General features: G+C 68.6%; 23 protein-coding genes, 1 tRNA gene and 1 pseudogene. 4 read left to right on the plus strand and 21 right to left on the minus strand.

Features of this window, described 5'->3' with window-relative positions; translation table 11 throughout:
- From C4V41_RS41080 to C4V41_RS41100, 5 genes and pseudogenes are all read right to left on the minus strand, one after another.
- Nucleotides 1-766 (minus strand): annotated as a pseudogene (locus C4V41_RS41080) (DNA-directed RNA polymerase subunit beta); the annotation flags it as partial.
- Nucleotides 767-1212: 446 nt separating this feature from the next.
- On the minus strand, nucleotides 1213-1710 hold the full coding sequence (locus C4V41_RS41085; RefSeq protein ID WP_235030699.1) for a hypothetical protein: 498 nt from the start codon (nucleotides 1708-1710) through the stop codon (nucleotides 1213-1215).
- Nucleotides 1707-2207 (minus strand): hypothetical protein, encoded by a 501-nt coding sequence (locus tag C4V41_RS41090; RefSeq protein WP_103961444.1) that lies wholly within the window; start codon nucleotides 2205-2207, stop codon nucleotides 1707-1709. The genes C4V41_RS41085 and C4V41_RS41090 overlap by 4 nt, the downstream gene beginning before the upstream one ends.
- Before the next feature lie 268 nt (nucleotides 2208-2475).
- Entirely contained in the window at nucleotides 2476-3477 is a 1002-nt protein-coding gene (locus tag C4V41_RS41095; protein WP_103961445.1) for an ABC transporter ATP-binding protein, read from the minus strand.
- Between the two features lie 105 nt (nucleotides 3478-3582).
- A complete protein-coding gene (locus tag C4V41_RS41100) occupies nucleotides 3583-4134 on the minus strand; it encodes a TetR/AcrR family transcriptional regulator (RefSeq protein WP_103961446.1) in 552 nt (183 codons plus the stop codon).
- A gap of 74 nt (nucleotides 4135-4208) precedes the next feature.
- On the opposite strand from C4V41_RS41100, the gene C4V41_RS41105 reads away from it, so the two are divergent.
- Nucleotides 4209-4604 carry a nuclear transport factor 2 family protein gene (locus tag C4V41_RS41105; RefSeq protein ID WP_200824574.1) on the plus strand — a complete coding sequence of 132 codons (396 nt, stop codon included), beginning with the start codon at nucleotides 4209-4211 and terminating at the stop codon, nucleotides 4602-4604.
- Here C4V41_RS41105 and C4V41_RS41110 read toward each other — a convergent pair.
- The 5 genes from C4V41_RS41110 to C4V41_RS41130 form a co-directional block, all read right to left on the minus strand.
- Nucleotides 4570-4815 (minus strand): hypothetical protein, encoded by a 246-nt coding sequence (locus C4V41_RS41110; RefSeq protein ID WP_103961448.1) that lies wholly within the window; start codon nucleotides 4813-4815, stop codon nucleotides 4570-4572. The genes C4V41_RS41105 and C4V41_RS41110 overlap by 35 nt on opposite strands.
- Nucleotides 4816-4833: 18 nt before the next feature.
- On the minus strand, nucleotides 4834-6699 hold the full coding sequence (locus tag C4V41_RS41115; protein ID WP_235030700.1) for an ArnT family glycosyltransferase: 1866 nt from the start codon (nucleotides 6697-6699) through the stop codon (nucleotides 4834-4836).
- A gap of 140 nt (nucleotides 6700-6839) precedes the next feature.
- Nucleotides 6840-7229, minus strand: a complete 390-nt coding sequence (gene rplL / locus C4V41_RS41120) for a 50S ribosomal protein L7/L12 (protein ID WP_103961450.1) — start codon at nucleotides 7227-7229, stop codon at nucleotides 6840-6842.
- Between the two features lie 71 nt (nucleotides 7230-7300).
- Nucleotides 7301-7825: a 50S ribosomal protein L10 gene (gene rplJ / locus C4V41_RS41125; protein WP_103961451.1), complete on the minus strand. Its 525-nt coding sequence runs from the start codon at nucleotides 7823-7825 to the stop codon at nucleotides 7301-7303.
- A gap of 240 nt (nucleotides 7826-8065) precedes the next feature.
- Nucleotides 8066-8890, minus strand: coding sequence for a LolA-like protein (locus C4V41_RS41130; protein WP_235030701.1), 825 nt, complete (start codon nucleotides 8888-8890; stop codon nucleotides 8066-8068).
- 289 nt (nucleotides 8891-9179) lie between these two features.
- On the opposite strand from C4V41_RS41130, the gene C4V41_RS61080 reads away from it, so the two are divergent.
- Nucleotides 9180-9557 carry a dihydrofolate reductase family protein gene (locus tag C4V41_RS61080; RefSeq protein ID WP_160150564.1) on the plus strand — a complete coding sequence of 126 codons (378 nt, stop codon included), beginning with the start codon at nucleotides 9180-9182 and terminating at the stop codon, nucleotides 9555-9557.
- A gap of 276 nt (nucleotides 9558-9833) precedes the next feature.
- Here C4V41_RS61080 and rplA read toward each other — a convergent pair whose 3' ends face one another.
- The 5 genes from rplA to C4V41_RS41160 all read right to left on the minus strand — a co-directional run bounded on the left by rplA (nucleotide 9834) and on the right by C4V41_RS41160 (nucleotide 12511).
- Entirely contained in the window at nucleotides 9834-10553 is a 720-nt protein-coding gene (gene rplA, locus C4V41_RS41140) for a 50S ribosomal protein L1 (protein ID WP_103961453.1), read from the minus strand.
- Nucleotides 10554-10618: 65 nt separating this feature from the next.
- Nucleotides 10619-11050, minus strand: a complete 432-nt coding sequence (gene rplK, locus C4V41_RS41145) for a 50S ribosomal protein L11 (RefSeq protein WP_103961454.1) — start codon at nucleotides 11048-11050, stop codon at nucleotides 10619-10621.
- 208 nt (nucleotides 11051-11258) lie between these two features.
- Nucleotides 11259-12035, minus strand: coding sequence for a transcription termination/antitermination protein NusG (gene nusG, locus C4V41_RS41150; protein WP_103961455.1), 777 nt, complete (start codon nucleotides 12033-12035; stop codon nucleotides 11259-11261).
- Between the two features lie 80 nt (nucleotides 12036-12115).
- Complete coding sequence (gene secE, locus C4V41_RS41155; RefSeq protein WP_235030702.1) at nucleotides 12116-12361, minus strand: preprotein translocase subunit SecE; 246 nt, start codon at nucleotides 12359-12361, stop codon at nucleotides 12116-12118.
- 77 nt (nucleotides 12362-12438) lie between these two features.
- Nucleotides 12439-12511 (minus strand) — tRNA-Trp (locus C4V41_RS41160).
- 157 nt (nucleotides 12512-12668) lie between these two features.
- Here C4V41_RS41160 and C4V41_RS41165 point away from each other — a divergent pair.
- Nucleotides 12669-13877: a pyridoxal phosphate-dependent aminotransferase gene (locus C4V41_RS41165; protein WP_103961456.1), complete on the plus strand. Its 1209-nt coding sequence runs from the start codon at nucleotides 12669-12671 to the stop codon at nucleotides 13875-13877.
- A gap of 3 nt (nucleotides 13878-13880) precedes the next feature.
- On the opposite strand, the gene C4V41_RS41170 is transcribed toward C4V41_RS41165, so the two are convergent.
- Genes C4V41_RS41170 through C4V41_RS41185 form a run of 4 tightly spaced genes read right to left on the minus strand, consistent with a single transcriptional unit; the run spans nucleotide 13881 to nucleotide 16448 of the window.
- Nucleotides 13881-14378, minus strand: a complete 498-nt coding sequence (locus C4V41_RS41170; protein WP_103961457.1) for a hypothetical protein — start codon at nucleotides 14376-14378, stop codon at nucleotides 13881-13883.
- Between the two features lie 44 nt (nucleotides 14379-14422).
- Complete coding sequence (locus C4V41_RS41175) at nucleotides 14423-15034, minus strand: hypothetical protein (RefSeq protein WP_103961458.1); 612 nt, start codon at nucleotides 15032-15034, stop codon at nucleotides 14423-14425.
- A gap of 41 nt (nucleotides 15035-15075) precedes the next feature.
- Nucleotides 15076-15951, minus strand: a complete 876-nt coding sequence (locus C4V41_RS41180) for a PASTA domain-containing protein (RefSeq protein ID WP_103961459.1) — start codon at nucleotides 15949-15951, stop codon at nucleotides 15076-15078.
- Complete coding sequence (locus C4V41_RS41185; protein ID WP_103961460.1) at nucleotides 15948-16448, minus strand: SigE family RNA polymerase sigma factor; 501 nt, start codon at nucleotides 16446-16448, stop codon at nucleotides 15948-15950. Before C4V41_RS41185 ends, C4V41_RS41180 begins: the two co-directional genes overlap by 4 nt.
- 69 nt (nucleotides 16449-16517) lie before the next feature.
- Between C4V41_RS41185 and C4V41_RS41190 the strand changes: the two genes are divergently transcribed.
- Entirely contained in the window at nucleotides 16518-17540 is a 1023-nt protein-coding gene (locus C4V41_RS41190) for an adenosine deaminase (protein ID WP_103961701.1), read from the plus strand.
- Here C4V41_RS41190 and C4V41_RS41195 read toward each other — a convergent pair.
- Entirely contained in the window at nucleotides 17529-18305 is a 777-nt protein-coding gene (locus tag C4V41_RS41195; RefSeq protein WP_103961461.1) for a hypothetical protein, read from the minus strand. The genes C4V41_RS41190 and C4V41_RS41195 overlap by 12 nt on opposite strands.
- On the minus strand, nucleotides 18292-18831 hold the full coding sequence (locus C4V41_RS41200) for an RNA polymerase sigma factor (RefSeq protein ID WP_103961462.1): 540 nt from the start codon (nucleotides 18829-18831) through the stop codon (nucleotides 18292-18294). The genes C4V41_RS41195 and C4V41_RS41200 overlap by 14 nt, the downstream gene beginning before the upstream one ends.
- Between the last annotated feature and the right edge of the window lie 85 nt (nucleotides 18832-18916).

The following is an 18916-nucleotide window of genomic DNA, read 5'->3' on the forward strand; positions in this document are numbered from 1 at the left end:
CGTCATCCTGGCCGGCCGTGTGGTCCTTCTCCAAGGTGGCCCGCATCGACTCGTACTGGCCGAACCGCTCGAGGATCTGCTCGCTGGTCCATCCCAGTGCCTTGAGAAGCACGGTGACGGCCTGCTTGCGCTTACGGTCGATGCGCACACCGACGCTGTCGCGCTTGTCGATCTCGAACTCCAGCCAGGCACCCCGGGACGGGATGACCTTGCAGCCATAAAGATCCTTGTCGGACGTCTTGTCGACATTACGTTCGAAATAGACGCCGGGCGAACGGACCAACTGCGAGACCACGACACGCTCGGTGCCGTTGATGATGAACGTGCCCTTCGGCGTCATGAGCGGGAAATCCCCCATGAACACCGTCTGGCTCTTGATCTCACCGGTGGTGTTATTGATGAACTCCGCCGTCACGAACATCGGGGCGGAGAAGGTCATGTCCTTGTCTTTGCACTCATCGACTGAGTACTTCGGCGGCTCGAACCGGTGGTCGCGGAACGACAAGGACATGGTCCCCGAGAAGTCCTCGATAGGACTGATCTCTTCGAAGATCTCTTCGAGGCCCGACTGGGTCGGGACGTCCTTGCGCCCGGCCTGACGAGCCGCCTCTACCCGGGCCTTCCACTTTTCGTTGCCGAGCAACCAGTCGAACGACTCGGTCTGCAGGGCGAGAAGGTCAGGAACTTCGAGAGGCTCCTGGATGCGCGAAAAAGAGACGCGACGGGGACCAGCGGGTACGGCGGAGGCGTTGCGCGAGGCTGCCAACAGATGTCCTTCCGAGGGCTCGCGGCGGACTGACTACACGCACGCCAGACAACCTCGCAACGTGAGCAAGCATCACGGGTCGTCAAAGGGCAGCGCAAAGGGGCAGTGTAGCCGAACGGCACACGCCTGTCCACTTCACCCTCGCTGCATGCTCCACGTTGGTCGCAGCATCGCCCGTTCAGGCGGAAACGTCAAGCCCACAAGCCCGACTTTTAGCCGACTAGGGGCCCGGACGCTGGGTTTTCTCCCCTGCGTGACCGAGTGCCTACCGCCAGGCCCAAGACGATACCCGCGAACGGGGGCGGTTAACGCTCCGTCACACCAGGGGCCGAACCCATGCCGGCAACCGGTGTAGCTGTGACTGAGGTACCCCTGACTTGGGCTTCGCTAAACCTGATTTTTGGTAACAATTGAAGCTAGCGACGCGCCCGCGAGATCTCGGGGCCTCAAGCCGTCCCCAGCAGCGTGGACAGGTCCGCCACCAGCCAGCGCGAGTCTTGCCGCACCATGACGAACCTGGCGCGGTTCTGGGTGAACTGTTGCTGGAGCCCTTCTTTACCGGGGATCTCCTTGACCGTACCAGTGTTCACGAAGAGCAGAACCTCTACCCGGCCGGGCTCGGCGCGCTCCACACCGACCCCCGCCACGGCGATGGTCTGCACGATCTTCTGCTCCTTCACCTTGGACACCAACGTCGTGGTGAGTTCCTTGTAGTGCCTGGTCAGCTCGCCCGTCGTGTACGTACCCGCCCGGGCCAGATCCTCCTCCACCGTCCGGTAGTCGTAGGAGAGCAGATCGGGCGCGACCTCCTTGGCCACGGCCATCGCCGCCGCGCCTGCCGCGTTGGCGTCGCGCAGATCCCTCAGGTTGAACCACATCGTCGGCACCAGCACGGCCGCCGCGGTCACGAGGACGCCCAGCAGCACGATCGTGAAGAGCCTCACTTCACCTGCACCGCCTTCGCCACCAGCCAGGCGCCGCCGACCTTGCTCAGGTCCATCGACCACCGGTAGTACCGCTCCTGCGGCGGGCTCCTGGAGCCCTCCCAGCGGATCTCCACGTCGGCCACGACCAGCACCTTGGCCGTCGCGCCCGCCATCGACACCAGGCCGGTCGCGCGGAGCACGCCGTGCTGGACGACCTTGCCGGCGACCGTGGTGGACTTGAGCTTGGCGGCGTTGGCCGCGTATTCGGCCCTGGCGGCCCCGGTGGAGGTGTCGAGGATCCGCCGCAGGTCGGCGTCGACGGTCTTGTGGTCGAGTGAGACCAGGTTCTTCGCGTGGGTCCCCGCCGCCAGCAGCGCGGCCTGTTTGTCGCCTGCCCTGCCCTGTTCGTCGCGCGCCTGCGCGGCGATCCACACGCCCGTGCCGACGAGCACCGCCAGCACTCCGCTGAGCCCCGCGATCAGGATGCGAGCGGGCCGAACTGCGAGTTCTGCCACGTCTGCTCACCCCTCCCCGGGCCGGTCGCCGGATCATAACGCGAGATCTGCTCGCGCAGCCCGGTAATCAACCGAGGTGGTCTGGCAGTGAATGTCGGTTTCTGATCACTCTGCGACTCGCCGCTCACGAGCCGGCTCGTACGCCTCCGACAGCTCGGCGAGCGAATCGGTCAAGGCCGCCAGATATCCCCGCAAATGCCTTCAGAAGGCCCTCAGAAGCCCGCTGAGCGCCGATGAGGGCCTCTCCCTCACTCGAACATCCCCGTCGCTATCCGATGCCGTGGAAGTGGGCGTTGACCAGGCGGGGGTACTCCTCCAGCCAATTACGGCCGCGCTCGTCCACGAACGACCCCTGCGGCGGGATCACCCCGTTGTCCGCCAGCCAGGTGCCCGGCGGCCGCTGGGTGCGGCGCATCCGGTTGCCGGTCGGCATGAGCTGCGGCGGGATCGGCGGCAGCGTGCCGGGGTCGTGCCCCTGCTGCGCCTCGGCCTCCAGCTCGGAGATGTCCTTCTCCTCCGACATGCCGATGGGCCCGTGCCGCCTGGCGTTGAGGAACTGCCGCACCACCGGCTCGTCGCTCGACAGCAGCATCTCGCGCGGCCCGAACATGACCAGCTCGCGCCGGAACAGCAGCCCGATGCCGTCGGGCACCGTACGGGCGGTGTTGATGTCGTGCGTCACGATCAGGAACGTCGCCTCGATCTCGGCGTTGAGATCGACGATGAGCTGGTTGAGGTACGCGGTACGGACCGGGTCGAGCCCCGAGTCGGGCTCGTCGAACAGGATGATCTCCGGATCCAGCACCAGCGCCCTGGCCAGCCCCGCCCGCTTGCGCATGCCCCCGGAGATCTCCCCCGGCAGCTTGCTCTCGGCGCCCAGCAGCCCGACGAGCTCCATCTTCTCCATGACGATCTGGCGGACCTGGGCCTCGCTCTTCTTGGTGTGCTCGCGCAACGGGAAGGCGATGTTGTCGTAGAGGTTGAGCGAGCCGAACAGGGCGCCGTCCTGGAACAGCACGCCGAACAACCGGCGCAGCTCGTAGAGCTTGTTCTCGTTGCAGTTGGCCAGGTCGTAGCCGTCGATCCAGATGTGGCCGCGATCGGGCCTGAGCAGGCCGACCAGGGTCTTGAGGAAGACCGACTTGCCGGTGCCCGAGGGGCCGAGGAGCACCGAGATCTCGCCCGCGGGCAGCGTGAGCGAGACGTCCTCCCAGATGACCTGCCGGCCGAACGACTTGGTCAGTCCGTCGACCACGACTTCGACGCCCACTGTCACCTTCCCGGTCGCAGCGAGTATTCCGGGGATCACACGTCCCATCACCGTAGCGGCGTTCCGGAAGATTGGAACCGGATCCAATAGCTTGTTACCGGCCGGTTATGAGACGTCGGGTCCAGTAAGCGCGCGCAGGGCCGGTCGCAGCAGCCGGGCGACCTCGTCCTGCGGCACCCCGCGCAGTTCGTCGAGCTCCAGCAGTTGGTGCCCCACGGTGACGCCGAGCAAAACCATCGTCATCAGCGCCGCCCGGAGGCGGGCGTCGTCACCGGTGATCGAACCGGCCAACCGGTCGATCTGCTGGCCGAGCACCTCGCGCGCCGACGCGGCGGCCTCGGGGTGGGTGAGCATCGACCGCAGCATGGCCAGCGAGCTCTGGGGCAGCTCCATCTTGACGTCGAGCGTGCCGAGCAACCGCTCGACCAGCTCCTGCGGGTCCGGCTCCCCTTCGGCCATCGGCACCACTCGTACGGCGTGCCGGAAAAGCTCCTGTTTGCTGCCGAAATATTGCATCACGAGGGCCGGATCGACCTCGGCGGCCTTGGCGACGCCCCTGATGGTGGCGCGCTCGTAGCCCACTTCGCCGAAGAGCGCCCTGGCCGCGTCGAGGATCCTCGCCTCGGTCCTGCGCCGCCGCTCCGCCCTCTCGCCCACGCGCTGACTCTACACGCGTTGACCGAGCCGTCATTTTCGCTCTACGCTCGTTGAGTCAAATGGAAGGGGCTTGTATGTCCATCGAAGAGATCGTCACGGGCTACCACGCGGCCATGGTCCACAAGTCGGCCGACGAGCTGGCCGGCCTCTACGCCGAGGACGGGCGGCACGAGTTCCCGTTCGGGGGGCTGGCGGCGTACGAGGGGAGGGAGGAGATCCGCGCGGGCTACCGCGCGATGTGGGGCGCGACCGCGTTCGAGACCAAGGAGGTACGCCGGGTCGCGCTGCACCACACGCTGGACCCGGAGGTCGTCGTGGTCGAGCAGGAGACGCTCGTCAGCGCCGGCGAGCGGTCGATCACCGTCCCCAGCCTGGTGGTGCTGCGAGTCAGGGACGGCCGGATCGTGCACGCCAGGGACTACATGGACACCGGCGTCATCGCCCAGGTGCGCGCGGCCGCTGGCGCGTGACGACCACGGTCCCCGCGAACCGGTCGTGGTAGCAGAGGAACTCCAGGGGCACCGCGACCCACTCGTCCCCCTCTTTGAGGACCGGTTCCGCCGCCTCTTCGATCCAGATCGCGAGCAGGGCCCACAGCAGGAGGTCGACGAGAAAGGCGGCGAAGCGGGCGGATTTGGGGGCGATGTGCAAACGGACGGTGTGGGGGGTGGTTTCGGTCACCGCGAGATTCTGCCGCCCTCAGCTCTGGGTGGTGAGGTCGAAGACGGTCGTGCCGCCGACCGTGGTGGCGGTGAACGTCTCCTGGACCCAGGCCGCGATCCTGGCCGCCTCGTCGCTGCCGCCCGCGCTCTGCCTGCCGCCTCCCATACCGGTGCCGAGGAAGTAGTGGATCTTGTGCTCGGCGACGTATCGCTGGAACTGTTCCAGCGTCGGCGCGGGATCGGTGCCGTTGAACCCGCCCACGGCCATCACCGGGCGACCACCGGCGAGCTGGTAGGCGGCCGCGTTGTTCGAGCCCACGGTCGCCGCCGTCCACGTGTAGGTGGCGGCGTCGTTCTTGAGCAGCGCGGTCAGCTCGGCGGCCGGGGTCCCGGCGTTGAGCAGCCCGCCCATCCCGCCGCCCCGCATCCCGCCCCGGCCCCCGGGCGCCTGACCGCCTCCGTCCCGCCGCTGGAACCCGCCGGGAAGGCCGTTCTGGCGCTGGAAGCCGCCGCCTGCCGGTCGTCCGAATCCCCCGCCGGTGGAGGGTCCGGCCGTCGGGATGGCCCCGGTGTGCGCGGACGCGGCCGTGTCCACCGCGTACGCGGCCGGCCCGGCCAGGCAGGCCACCACCGCGACCACGACGACGGCCAGGAGCCGCCGCGAGAACAGCATCGCCAGCGCCGCTCCCAGCCCCGCCACGAGGACCGCGACGCCCAGCCACGGGTTCCAGTCGGCGCTGCGCGCCAGCAGCAGGTACGACCACCCGGCCGTCCCGGCGACGACCAGGGCCGTCAGCCGGTGCGCCCGCCGTTCCCAGAGCACGGCCGCTCCCATGCCCACCAGTGCCGCGATGGCCGGCGCCAGCGCCACGGTGTAGTAGGCATGGAAGATCCCCTGCATCAGGCTGAACACCAGCCCGGTCACGATCAGCCAGCTCCCCCAGACCCACAGCGCCGCGCGTACCGGATCGGTTCTGGGCGCCCGGCGGGTGAACCACATGCCCGCCACCAGCAGCACCAGCGCCGCCGGCAGCAGCCAGGAGATCTGCCCGCCCGCCTCGGTGTCGAACAGCCGCAGCCACCCCGCCTGCTGGTTGAGGTTGCCCAGCCCGCCGTAGTCGCCGCCGTTGAGCCGTCCGATGCCGTTGTAGCCGAGCGCCAGCTCCAGCACGCTGTTGCTCTGGGAGCCCCCGATGTACGGCCGCTCGGACGCGGGCACCAGCGCCACCGCCAGCAGCCACCACCCGGCCGACACCACCAGCGCGGCACCGGCCAGCAGCGACTGCCACACCCGCCGCCAGAACGCCACCGGCGCCGTCACGAGGTAGACCAGCGCGAACCCCGGCAGCACCAGGAACGCCTGCAACATCTTCGCCAGGAACGCGAACCCGATCGCGCTCCCGGCCAGCACCAGCCATCGCGTGGAGCCGCGCTCCTGGGCCCGGATCACGCAGTATCCGGCCACGGTCAGCAGCAGCACCAGCAGCGCGTCGGGATTGTTGAACCGGAACATCAGCACGGCCACCGGCGTGAGCGCCATCACGGCCCCGGCCAGCAGCCCCGCCCAGGCGGAGAACAGCCTGCGTACGGAGGCGTACACCATCGCCACCGCACCGACCCCCATGAGGGCCTGGGGCACGAGGATGGCCCACGAACTGAGCCCGAACAGCCGCACGCTGAGCACCATCGGCCACAGCGACGCGGGCGTCTTGTCGACGGTTATCGCGCCGGCGGCGTCGGAGGCTCCGAAGAAGAACGCCTTCCAGCTCTGACTTCCCGCCTGTACGGCCGCCGAGTAGAAGGAATTGGCCCACCCCGAGGCGCCCAGGCCCCAGAGATAGAGCACGCCGGTGCCGAGGAGCAGCCCGGCCAGCGCCCAACGAGACTTCGCTTGGATGACCACACCCGGCACGTTAGGCAGGCCGTTTGGCGGGGCGATGAGACGTACATGAGAACTTCCTGAGGCCCCTCAGAAATGCAAAAGAGGCGGCACACCCGGCACCAGGGTGTAACCGCCTCTTTCGAAGAGCGTTGTCGCGTGAATTACTTCACGGTGACGGTCGCGCCGGCGCCCTCGAGGGCAGCCTTGGCCTTCTCCGCCTGCTCCTTGTTGACCTTGCCGTCGAAGACGTTCTTGGGAGCGCCGTCCACCAGGTCCTTGGCCTCCTTGAGGCCCAGGGACGTGAGGGCGCGGATCTCCTTGATGACCTGGATCTTCTTGTCACCGGCGGCCTCGAGGACGACGTCGAACTCGTCCTGCTCCTCAGCCTCGGGGGCAGCGGGGCCACCGGTGGTGGGGGCCGCGACAGCCGCGACGGGGGCGGCGGCCTTGACGTCGAAGACCTCTTCGAACTGCTTCACGAACTCGGACAGCTCGAGGAGGGTCATCTCCTTGAACGCGTCGAGCAGCTCGTCGGTGCTGAGCTTCGCCATGATGCTTTCCTTACGTTTAGGACTTGCAGAAAACTAGGAACGGGACCGCGGTAGCTGCGGCAACCCCCGTGTTACTCGCCCGCCTCGTCGCGCTTGGCGCGAAGGGCTTCGGCCAGTCGAGCCATTTGCGTGGGCAGCGCGGCGAACGTCGCGGCAGCAGTGCTCTGCTTCGCCTTGAGCGCACCGGCAAGCTTCGCGAGGAGAACCTCGCGGGACTCGAGGTCAGCGAGCTTGGTGATTTCGGAGGCGTCGAGCGTCTTACCGTCGAGGACGCCGCCCTTGATCACCAGGAGGGGATTGGCCTTGGCGAAGTCACGCAGACCCTTGGCCGCCTCGACAACGTCGCCGTTGACGAAGGCGATCGCGGTCGGACCGGCGAGCAGGCTGTCGAGGCCCGCGAGACCGGCCTCGTTGGCCGCGATCTTGGTCAGGGTGTTCTTCGCCACGGCGAACTTCGCATTCTCACCGAGAGAGACGCGCAGCTCCTTGAGCTGAGCGACGGTGAGACCGCGGTACTCGGTCAGAACGGCGGCAGCGCTGCCTTCGAACTCGCTCTTGAGCTCGGCAACCGCTGTCGCCTTATCCGCCCTCGCCATGGGCCTCCTTCCAGATGTGCCGCCGGCGAAGGCCCGTAGAAATGAGAACAGCCCCGGGCGCAGGGCGCACGGGGCTTCACTCACATGAATCAGTCCATGTGGGAAACTCGTATCACACCTGCGCGGGCCGTCCACATGACGTGGATCCTTCGGTCGACAGGCTTTGAGGCACCTGACGACGACCGGCGGTCTTTGGCATCGACCAGACTACGTGCTGGCCGCCGAGTTTCCAAATCGTTCTCAGTTGGTCGTGCCCTTCGGCAGCTCCCCGACCTGGTCGGCCGGCGGGGCCTGGATGTTCACGGCCTCGTTGTATCCCTTGAAGAACAGGGTGGCGTCGAGCGTGGCGCCCTCCTTGGAGCCGTTCAGGGCGAGCTTGCGCGGCAGCCCGTCGGCGGCCACCCAGATGTCGAACTTGACGTCCTTCAGCTCGGCCAGGCCGGCCTTGGCCTGCTCCTGCTTGTCGGCGGGCAGTTGCTGCACGGCGACGTCCACGGGGAACGTACCGCTGTAGTGGGTGCTGTCCTCGCCGTTGACGCTCTCGGTACCGACCGACTTCACGTCCTGCGAGGCGGTGACCAGCTTGGTCATGTTGCCCAGATCGAACTGCTGGATCTGACTGAGGTACTGGTTCACCTCGGCCGACCCACCACCCATCTCGCTCAGCGAGACCTTGATCCACGACTTGGTGGCACCCAGGAGATCCTTGAGCGCCTCGACCTTCACGTAGACCGTGTCGCCCTGCAGTACGGCACGCATGCCGCCCGGCAGGCTCTGGCCCCCCATGTCGAGACTGTCCAGGGTGAGGTCGACGGAGAGCTGAGGCTTGCTCTGGTAGAGCATGCGCCCCTGCACCTTGCCGTTGCCCTCCTGGGGATGCGTCACGTTCACCACGGCGTCGACCGTGTAACTGGTGACCTCGGCGGTCTTCTGCGCGGCCTGCGCGAGGACCTCTGAGGCGGCCAGGTTGACTTGGATGGGCTGGGCGTTCGATCCGCAACCGGCGACCGCGGCCACGACGAGCGCGGCACCGGCCGCAGTCATACTTATCGTGCGCTTCAGCATGTCTTGACCCTACTTTTAAGTTCGCTTGCCGTGGCGCCTTCCCCGCACAAATAAGGGAAAACCCAGGGTTATCCCCCACACGCCCTGCACGCTTCCCACACATATCCCCGTTGATCAGCAACGACACGCACGACATCCCACCCCTCAAAAAGGCGCAAATTCGAGGGCAACGAACCACCGCCAGAGGCACCCCAAAGCCGCCGCCCCAGAGGCAGGCACGCCGAGCCAAGGGCTGCGAGCCGGCCGCAGAGCGTGCGGAGACGCCGGAAGCGGGACGATGCCGCCCAGCATGAGCAGAGCGGGCGCGCAGGCCAGCGTCGTCTCACTCGTCGCCCAGGCGGGGAGCCTCGCTCGCCTGGCACCGGCTGTCGTCGTCGCGGTCGCTGTGGGCGCCGGTGAAGGCCAGCGCCGACAACAAGCGGCAGCGCAGACCGTCCGCCATGCCCGGCGGCACCAGCTCCAGATCGTCTTCTCCAGCACCCTGGAGCGAGGGGACGGGGACAACGCGCCACTGGCCACCGTCGTCAAGCGACTGCGCCGGCAGGAGGGAGGAGACATCGTCGTCCTGGCCGGCAGCAGCGTCATCCGTCAGCTCCTCGACGCCGGCGAGGTGGACCGGCTGGCCGGCGGCTCTGGAACCAGGGCCCGGCCAGGAAGTGGGCCGTAGGGGGTCGGAGGTTGATGGCCCGATGCCGGGGAGCCGATGTCCGGTGTCAGGACGGGCGCCCAGGGCTGGAGGTCGTGGGTCGTGGGCAGGGAGGAGGGGGCCGGCTTGGCGCGCGTTGCGGTGGCCGGCCATGTGCGGGTCAGAGGGCGTATTCCTGGAGGCCCTCAGCCACGTGCGGCGGGTGGCGGTCGCCACGGCCCGCCGTAAAAGAAAGAAAAGACCCCCACCCGGAAACCGGGCGGGGGCCTTCGAAAAAGAGAACTTCGAAAAAGAGAACTAGCCCTCGAGGTCGGTGGTGAGGCCGCGAGTGACGTTGGGGTCGACGGGGACGCCGGGGCCCATGGTGGTGGAGAAGGTGACCTTCTTCAGGTAACGGCCCTTGGCCGCCGAAGGCTTGAGACGCAGCACCTCGTCCAGCGCCGCCGCGTAGTTCTCGATGAGCTGGCGCTCGTCGAACGACGTCTTGCCGATGATGAAGTGCAGGTTGGCCTGCCGGTCGGTGCGGAACTCGATCTTGCCGCCCTTGATCTCCGTCACGGCCTTGGCGACGTCGGGCGTCACGGTGCCGGTCTTCGGGTTGGGCATGAGGCCACGCGGGCCGAGCACGCGGCCCAGGCGACCGACCTTGCCCATCAGGTCGGGCGTCGCCACCACGGCGTCGAACTCGTTGAGCCGGTTGCCCTTGGCGATCTCGTCGATCAGCTCGTCGGCGCCGACGATGTCGGCGCCCGCCTCGCGGGCCGCCTCGGCACGGTCACCGGTCGCGAAGACCAGGACCCGGGCGGTCTTGCCGGTGCCGTGCGGGAGGTTGACCGTGCCGCGCACGATCTGGTCGGCCTTGCGAGGGTCGACGCCCAGCCGGAGCGCGACCTCGACGGTGGCGTCGAACTTGGTGGTCGACGTCTCCTTGGCCAGCTTCACGGCGTCTACGGGCCCGTAGAGCTTGTCGCGGTCGATCTTGGCGGCCGCGTCTTTGTGCGCCTTGCTGCGCTGCATTTCATACTCCTAGTGGTGTCCGGGCCGGGTTCATGCGGCCCTCCCACGAACTACTGGGAAAGGTCTTACTCGGCGATCGTGATGCCCATCGACCGGGCGGTGCCGGCGATGATCTTCTCGGCCGCCTCGATGTCATTGGCGTTGAGGTCGGGCATCTTCGTCTCGGCGATGCTGCGCAGCTGCTCGCGGCTGAGCCTGCCCACCTTGTCGCGCTGCGGGACCGCACTGCCCTTGTCGATGCCCAGGGCCTTCTTGATCAGCTCGGGCGCCGGGGGCGTCTTCGTGACGAAGGTGAAGCTGCGGTCTTCGAAGATGGTGATCTCAACGGGGATGATGTTGCCCCGCTGCGACTCCGTGGCAGCGTTGTACTGCTTGACGAAGTCCATGATGTTGACGCCGTGGGGACCGAGGGCGGTACCCACCGGCGGCGCCGGGGTGGCCTGGCCAGCGGGGAGCTGGACCTTCACCAGTGCGGCGATTTTCTTCTTCGGAGGCATTAGTCCTTCTCCGGGTCCTGATTGCGATGCATCCAGCCCGTCGGATTGCGGGTCCGGACATGTCGGAGGCCGCCCCGCCAGCAAGGAACCCGCTCAGCGGACTGCCACCCACCGATGGGCCGGTTGAACCGGGCGGCGGTCCGTGTTGCGGATTTCTCGCTGGTCGCGTTTAGGCGGCCGGCCGAACGTCTAAGTGTATGTGATCGTCTTAGATCTTCGAGACCTGGTTGAACGAGAGCTCCACCGGAGTCTCACGGCCGAAGATGGAGACGAGCACCTTGAGCTTCTGCGACTCGGGGCTGATTTCGCTGACCGAGGCCGGAAGCGTGGCGAACGGGCCGTCCATGACCGTGACGGACTCGCCGATCTCGAACTCGACCGTCGGACCGGAGGCCGCCTTGGCGGAGGTCTTCTTGGTCTCCTCGGTCGGCTCCGGCGCCAGCAGCTTGGCGACCTCGTCGAGGCTGAGCGGGCTCGGCTTGTTGGACAGGCCCACGAAGCCGGTCACGCCGGGCGTGTTGCGCACGGCGGCCCAGGATTCGTCGGTCAGCTCCATGCGCACCAGCACGTAGCCGGGCAGCACCCGCTCCTTGACCGGCACCTTCTTGCCGCTCTTGAACTCCTGGACGGTGTGCGTCGGCACCTCGACCTGGTAGATGTAGTCCTCCATGTTGAGCGAGACGTTCCTGCTCTCGATGTTGGACTTCACCCGGTTCTCGTAGCCGGCGTAGGAGTGGATGACGTACCACTCGCCGGGCAGGCCGCGCAGGGAGCTCTTGAACTCCTCGACAGGATCGACGTCGGGAAGCTCCGCCTCGTCCTCGACCTCGGAAGGCTCGACGTCGTCGGCCTCTTCGGCCTCCTCGTCGCTCTCCTCGACCTCGGCCTCTTCGAGAGCCGCCTCGGCGGACTCCTCAGTGGCCTCTTCCAGCTCGTCGCCCCACTCGTCGCGGGACTCGTCCGCCGGAATTGAAGACTCGGACACGGTGTCTCTTCCTCTTTCGTCTCTGTCGTTTGCCTGGGATCGAATGGACACTCCGTCAGGCGACACCGGCGGCGTCTAGGTCAGCTACCGCCGAAGACCTTGAGGACCGCCCACCCCAGGGCGGCGTCAAGCCCGTACACGATCGCAACCATGATCAGAACGAATATCAGAACGACCGTGGTGTAGGTGATGAGATCCTTGCGTGTCGGCCAGATGACCTTACGAAGCTCGTTGACGACCTGCCGATAGAAGAGGGCAGGAGAAGTGCGTGTCTTCTTCTCGCCACTAGGCTTGTCTGCGGTCTCGCCGCGCGTGTCGATCGCCACAGTCCTCACCTGATCCGTCGTATCCAACGCAGTTTCGCGGCGCGCTTATACGCCTATTATTGCGCGGACCGCACTCGCAGGGCACGAGGGACTCGAACCCCCAACCGCCGGTTTTGGAGACCGGTGCGCTACCAATTGCGCCAGTGCCCTATGTCGTTGACCAGACTACCCTGATCGACCCACTGCCTGGACCGAACCGCTCGCCGACATGCGGCGGAAGGACCAGGCGAAAGCATACGGGTACTTGCCCGGTACGTCGAACCAAAACCTGATCGCCCAGGTCACACGCACGTGGGACCATGGAGGCATGTCCACCCGATCCCGCATCTCCGCGAGAATTTCCGCGATTTCCGAGTCCGCCACCCTCGCTGTGGACGCCAAGGCGAAGGCGATGAAGGCGGCCGACCGTGCCGTCATCGGCTTCGGCGCGGGCGAGCCCGACTTCCCGACGCCCGGCTACATCGTCGAGGCGGCGATCGAGGCGGCCCGCGACCCCCGCTTCCACAAGTACACGCCCGCCGGCGGCCTCCCCGAGCTCAAGCAGGCCATCGCGGCCAAGACGCGGCGCGACTCCGGCTACCAGGCCGAGGCGTCGCAGGTGCTGGTCACCAACGGCGGCAAGCAGGCCGTCTACCAGGCGTTCGCGACGTTGCTCGACCCGGGCGACGAGGTGCTGGTCGTCGCCCCCTACTGGACGACCTACCCCGAGGCGATCAAGCTGGCCGGGGGCGTTCAGGTCGACGTCGTGACCGACGAGTCCACCGGCTATCTCGCCGGCGTGGAGCAGCTTGAGGCCGCGCGCACCGACCGTACGAAGGTGCTGCTGTTCGTCTCGCCGTCCAACCCGACCGGTGCCGTCCACTCCCGTGAGGAGACCGTGGCGATCGGCCGCTGGGCCGCCGAGCACGGCCTGTGGGTCGTCACCGACGAGATCTACGAGCACCTGGTCTACGGCGGCGCCGAGTTCACCAGCATCGCCACGGCCGTCCCCGAGCTGGGCGACCGCGTCGTGATCCTCAACGGCGTGGCCAAGACCTACTCCATGACCGGCTGGCGCGTGGGCTGGCTGATCGGCCCGTCCGACGTGGTCAAGGCCGCCACCAACCTGCAGTCGCACGCCACCTCCAACGTCTCGAACGTGGCCCAGATGGCGGCGCTCGCGGCCGTGTCCGGCGACCTGTCGGCGGTGGCGGAGATGCGTACGGCGTTCGACCGGCGGCGGCAGACGATGGTACGGATGCTCAACGAGATCCCGGGCGTGTTCTGCCCGGAGCCGAAGGGGGCGTTCTACGCGTATCCGTCGGTCAAGGAGCTGATCGGCAAGGAGCTGCGCGGCCGCCGGCCCCGGTCGTCGGCGGAGCTGGCGGAGCTGATCCTGGAGGAGGCCGAGGTCGCGGTGGTGCCGGGTGAGGCTTTCGGCACGCCGGGCTACTTCCGCCTGTCCTACGCGCTGGGTGACGACGACCTGGTGGAAGGCGTCAGCCGGCTCAACAAGCTCCTCTCCGACGCGCGCTGAAAACTACGACGCGCTGATGTCGGCGGCCATCGGCTTGATCTCGGCGCTGAGGCCGGGCGTCGCGGCGACGTAGACGGCGGTGCCCGGCCGTTCCAGCCACATGAAGTTGCGCAGGCCCGTACGCGTGGTCCAGTGCAGCGCAGGTTTGCCCCGGTAGACCGTCAGCGCCGACCTGGCCACCAGCGTGGCGAACTGCTCGGCCGTCCGCGCCCCGCACACCACGCCCGCGTACACGCGCTCGTCGTTGTGGCTCCAGATCACGCCCTTGACCTTGAGCGGCTTGGCGAGCGAGTCGAGCCGGTTGAACGAGCCCGCCCGGTCGAGGCCGGGCAGTGTGGCGGGCACCCGCACCTGGGTGTCGTCGCAGGACAGCGCGATGGCCTTGCGGGTGAACTCCGGTTTGGACGGCGGCGGGGTGGCCTTGGGCGCGGGCTCCTCACCGGCTCCGGCGCCGCACGCCGACAGCGCGAACATGAGGAGCGCTGCCACCAGCCGCCGCATCGAGGCTCCTGTGCACTTGAGTGGTCATCCAGGGAAAAGGCCTCCTAGTCTCCTACAGGAGCCTTGACGGAGGCGGCAATAGCGAGCAGTTCCCTGCCGAGCGAATCGCCCACCCGAATCCACGCGCCCGTGCCCGGCCGCTCCAGCCAGACGATCACCCGGCCGCCGCCGGGGTGCCGGCCGGCCACGGCGGGTTTGCCGCGGACGGTGGTGGGGCGGGGGCTCAGCACGGTGATCCGCTTGCGGTAGCCGTCCCAGTCGGCGGCCACGCTACCGTGCTCGACCCGGACTTCGACGAATCCGCCCGCCGAGCCGAACCTGGCCCAGCCGCCCTCGGCGCCGTCGCGCAGGGCGCCCCCGCCGGTGCGTACGAGCCCCCTGGGCAGGTAGGTGAGCCAGAAGTCGCCGGAGATCACCGCGATGACACTCTCAGGAGGGCGGGGAACGGCCGCCGCGGCGGCCACCGGCCTGACAGGAGCGGCGGGCCGCGTGATGGCGGGGGCCGGGGCCGGGGCGGGGGTCCGCATGGCGGCGTGCGGAGGGCGGCCGAAGCCCGAGGAGAAGATCAGGTAGATGATCAGGCCGGCGGCCCCGAGCGCCAGTGCCGCGAGCACCGCACGCAGTCCGTGCCCGATTTCCTGTCCCTCGGGGATCATGCATCGTTGATCCCCCGATCCGCCCCGGCCGTACCGTACGGCTATTCGGTGGCGCTGACGCCTTCGGCGATCCTCTTCAGCTCGGCCTTTCCGTCGACCTCGTCGGCGAGGTCGGGGCTGAGGCACACCTCGACGAACAGGTCGTCGCGGAGCTGCCAGGAGATCGTGAGCGTGCCCCCCTCGGTGCCGTCGGGAACGATCTCGCCGCCGTCGGTGACGGTCGCCAGACGCGCCTGCCTGCCGCCGACGTCCACGGCCTCGGACCCCTGCTCGGGGACCCCGAGGGTGGATTCCGGGTTCTTGCCGTGGATCACGAACACCTGGATCCCGTAGGGCCCGAACTCGGAGCCCGGCTTGTCGAAGGTCGTGCTGTAGCTGTTCTTGCCGAACTTGTCCTTGCTCGACCACTTGCCCCAGACGAGCCCCTCGGGCACGTAGCCGAGGCGGATGCCGCCGAACTCGCGCCCGTCTCCCAGGTCGCCGAGGTCCTGAGGTTTCGGCGAGACGGGAAACAGGTCGAGCTCGACGGGGCCGCCGGCGGCTACCCGCTCACCGGCGGCCGGCCGCTGCGCCTGCACCACCTGGTCCTGTGCGTCGCTGGCCACCTCGGTCACGAGACCGGCCTCGCTCAGGATGCGTACCGCGTCGGTGGCGCGCTTGGCGGTCACGTCGGGCACGATCACCTCGTCGCGCATGACGACGCCGGTGGCGGCCGGGGGTCTCGTGGGGTCGGAGGAGTTCCACGCCACCGGTACGGCCACCGCCACGGCGGCCGTGAGGAGCGCGGCGCCGCCCGTACGGAAGCGGAGCACGTGGGCCCGGTGCCGGCGGCGTACGGCCCGCCCCAGGTCCGGCGCGGCCTGCACCCCGGCGACGTGCGCCTTCATGGCGTCGGCGAGGTCGTCCTCGATCGTCATGTGGTCACTTCCTTTGCGACATTGAGGTTGGCGCGGATCCTGGCGAGCCCCCGTGCCGCCTGGCTCTTCACGGTCCCGACCGAGCAGCCGAGCAGGGCGGCGGTGGACGATTCGGACTGGTCCTCCCAGTAGCGCAGGACGAGCACGGCCCGCATCTTGGGCGGCAGCCGGCGCAGCTCTCCCATGAGCGTGTCGCGCAGGTCGAGGTCGGGAGAGCCGGCCTCGGTCTCCGGCGGCCGGGCGAACATGATCTCCCGCACGACCTTGTGCCGCCGCGCCTTGCTGATCGCCGCGTTGACGACGACCTTCTTCGCGTACGCCTCGGGGTTGTCGTGCCTGATGCGCGCCCAGTTCCGGTAGACCTTCTCCAGCGCGTGCTGGACCAGGTCCTCGGCGTCGTGCCTGGCCGCTCCGCAGACCAGGATCGCGGTGCGCAGCAGTGAGGTGCTCCGCGCGGCGATGAACTCGTCGAACGCCGCTTCGTCGTCATCTGTCATGAGCGAGGGTCCCCTTTCGCCCTCCTCAACGCGCGAACCCGGCGCAAGGTTGAGTGGCAAGATATGCAGATGCCACGGCCCCTGCACGCGCTTCCCAAGGCCCATCTTCACCTGCACTTCACCGGTTCGATGCGGCACGCGACGCTGATCGAGCTCGCCAGGGAGCAAGGGCTGCACCTGCCCGACGCGCTGGAGCAGGACTGGCCGCCCAGGCTGCGGGCCACCGACGAGCGCGGCTGGTTCAGGTTCCAGCGCCTCTACGACATCGCCAGGTCCGTGCTGACCCGGCCTGATCACGTCTACCGGCTGCTGCGCGAGACGGCCGAGGACGAGGCGGCGGCCGGATCGCGGTGGCTGGAGATCCAGGTCGACCCCTCGGGCTACGCGCAGCGCTTCGGCGGGCTCACGGCCACGCTCGAACTGGTGCTGGACGCGGTGGAGCGCGCCGCCAGGCACGCGGGGATCGGGATCGCGGTGATCGTGGCGGCCAACAGGACTCGGCATCCGCTCGACGCGAACACGCTGGCCAGGCTCGCCACCCAGTACGCCGGCAGGGGCGTGGTGGGGTTCGGGCTGTCGAACGACGAGCGGCGGGGCGCGGCCAGGGAGTTCGAGCGGGCGTTCAGGATCGCCAAGCGCGGCGGGCTGCTGGCCACGCCGCACGGCGGCGAGCTGATGGGGCCGCGCAGCGTGGCGCAGTGCGTCGACGACCTGGGGGCCGACCGGGTGGGGCACGGGGTGCGCGCGGCGGAGGACGAGTGGCTGATGGGGCGGCTGGCCGATCGGCAGATCTGCTGCGAGGTGTGCCCCACGTCGAACGTGGGCCTGGGGGTGGCCGAGGACGCGGCCGACGTGCCGGTGCGGCGGTTGTTCGACGCGGGGGTGCCGATCGCGCTGGGCTCCGACGACCCGCTGCTGTTCGGCACGCGGCTGCTGCGCCAGTACGAGCTGGCCAGAGACGTGTACGGATTCAGCGACCCGGAGGTGGCCGAGCTGGCCCGTCAGTCCGTACGGTCGTCGGCGGCCCCCGAATCGCTGCGCAAGGAGCTGCTCAAGGGCGTGGACGACTGGCTGGCCGGCTCACTGCAGTGACGTGGCGGCCCTGATGGCCTCCTCCTTGGTCTTGACCCCCTCCAGGCGGTAGTTGATCGTGTCCTGCGCCCAGATGAGGGTGGCGGCGGCCTGGCGCAGGGGGACCGCGGTGCCGTCTTCCCGCCTGATGTAGCCCAGGGGGTGCTCGCCGGGGATCCACCAGGCGTCGTACGGGCCCACGTCCACGTAGTCGGGCCCGGGCGGGCCCAGCTTCTTGAAGAAGAACGGGTCCAGGGCGCCGTCGAACTGGTCGAACCTGACGCCGCCCGGCCAGAACATCGACACCACCCCGCCGTCGTCGGCGACGGTCACCCGCTGCGGCGGCCCGAGCGCCTTGGGCGTCTTGACCTGGAACCGGACCTGGCCGGGCGTGGCGACGGTGCGCTCCCCCGGCAGCGGCGCGGTGGTCGTGACCGGTGGGGGCGGGGTGTCGCCGATCCGCAGCTCGATCCCGGCGAACCGCAGGATCCGCTCGACCACGGCCCGGCCCTGCGGGGTGGCGGCCGTGACGGCGATGACGACCGCGGCCACGGCGGCGGTGACCACCCACCTGGTGCGCCGGCGCGGCGGCCGGGCGTGCGGCCGCACGGGACCGGTGATCGGCCCGTGCGCCGGATCAGGGGATTCCTCCGGAATCGGGTCTGTGGTGAGGCGGGCGCGGACCGTGGCGGCGACGTCGGCCGGAGGTGGGGCGGGCACGTCGAGGAGGTCGCCCAGGGCCAGGAGTTCGGTCTCAAGGTCGTCGTAAGGCTCATGCGAGCTCATTGCCCACCTCCTCCCTCAACCGGGCCAGCCCCCGATGGGTGCTCGACTTGACGGTGCCGACCGGCCAGTCGAGCACCTGGGCCGTCTCCGCTTCCGTCAGTTGTAAGAAGTACCGGCAGACGACGGCCTGACGTTCCCGCTCGGGCAGCCCGCGTACCGCCGCCAGCAACCGCGCCCGCCGGTCGGTGGCCACGGCCGCGCCTTCGGGATCGTCCGGTGCCCGCGTCTCCGCGGTCGCCCCTAGCCGCAGAGTCAGCTCGGACCTGCGCCCCCGCGACCGGGTCAGGTTGTGGGTCTCGTTGGCCACGATGCGCAGCAGCCACGGACGGAACGGCGACTCGCGCCGGAAGCCCGGCAAATGGCGGAACGCCTTGACGAAAGCCTCCTGCACCACGTCCTCGGCCTCGTCGCCCGCCCCCAGCATGGCGGCGGTACGGTGGGCGAGCGCGCTGTAGCGGGCGACCAGCACCTCATAGGCCGCTAGGTCACCTTCGAGCGAGCGGGCGATCGCCTCGTCGTCGTCCATGGCGAGTCAGATTCCACCGCATCGGAGGCCGCCTGGGGAAGGGTGTTTCACCGATCGGGTGAACCTCACCGCCCACCAGGGCATT

This window comes from Nonomuraea solani, from assembly GCF_900108335.1.
GTDB classification, from domain to species: domain Bacteria; phylum Actinomycetota; class Actinomycetes; order Streptosporangiales; family Streptosporangiaceae; genus Nonomuraea; species Nonomuraea solani.